The organism is Nonomuraea basaltis, assembly GCF_005893125.1.
In the GTDB taxonomy this organism is placed as follows: domain Bacteria; phylum Actinomycetota; class Actinomycetes; order Streptosporangiales; family Streptosporangiaceae; genus Nonomuraea; species Nonomuraea basaltis.
The window spans coordinates 1-883 of sequence record NZ_VCJS01000605.1 but is presented as its reverse complement, the minus strand read 5'-3'; the positions used below and the strand labels follow the sequence as shown (position 1 = coordinate 883).

Genomic DNA, 883 nt, shown 5'->3' with positions numbered 1-883 from the left:
GCGCGCGTACCAGTTCCGTCACCGCTGCCTGGCGCTCTGCGGCGGGCAACTCGGCCAGCCGGTCGGCGAACGAAGCGTCTCCCGCCGGGCTGTCGGACGCGGCCCTGCGCCGCACACCGACCAGATCACGCAACAGCGCCGGCAACCCCTCCGCCGACCGGGCACGCAACGTACCCACCGACCAGCCCGCCGCCACCACCACACCCCGCCGATCCTCGGCCACCACCCGATCCAGCACCGACAGACCAACACCAGCCGACAGCGGGATCAACCCCTCCCGCACCATCCGCTCCCGCTCCCGATCGGACAACCGACCAGCCATACCCTCCTCGGCATCCCACACACCCCACGCCAACGAGAGCGCCGGCAACCCGGCACCGACCCGCCCCACAGCCAGCGCATCCAACGCAGCATTAGCCGCCGCATAATTGCCCTGCCCCGCCGCACCCAACGTGCCGGCCAGCGAAGAAAACACCACGAACCGGGCCAGATCATGCTTCCGGGTCAGCTCGTCCAGATGCCAGGCCGCATCCACCTTCGGCCGCAGCACCGCCTCCACCCGCCCGGCCGACAACGACGTGATCACCCCGTCATCCACCACCCCCGCCACATGCACCACAGCACGCAGACGATGAGCGCCAGGAATCCCCTCCAGCAACACCGCCAGGGCGTCCCGATCAGCCACATCACAAGCAGCCACCACAACCTCGGCACCCTGTGCCGTCAGCTCATCACACAGCTCAGCCGCCCCCGGGGCGTCCAGCCCCCGACGCGAGACCAGCAACAAATGCCGCACCCCATGCACAGCCACCAAATGCCGCGCCACCAAAGCACCCAGCCCACCAGTACCGCCAGTGACCAGCGTGGTCCCGTCGACCGGCCA

Annotated in this window: 1 protein-coding gene; it reads right to left on the bottom strand. The window is 69.5% G+C overall.

Annotated elements, in window-relative coordinates:
- A partial coding sequence (locus tag EJK15_RS69635; RefSeq protein WP_240778167.1) for a beta-ketoacyl reductase occupies positions 1–826 on the bottom strand: 826 nt, incomplete at its 3' end.
- Between the last annotated feature and the right edge of the window lie 57 nt (positions 827–883).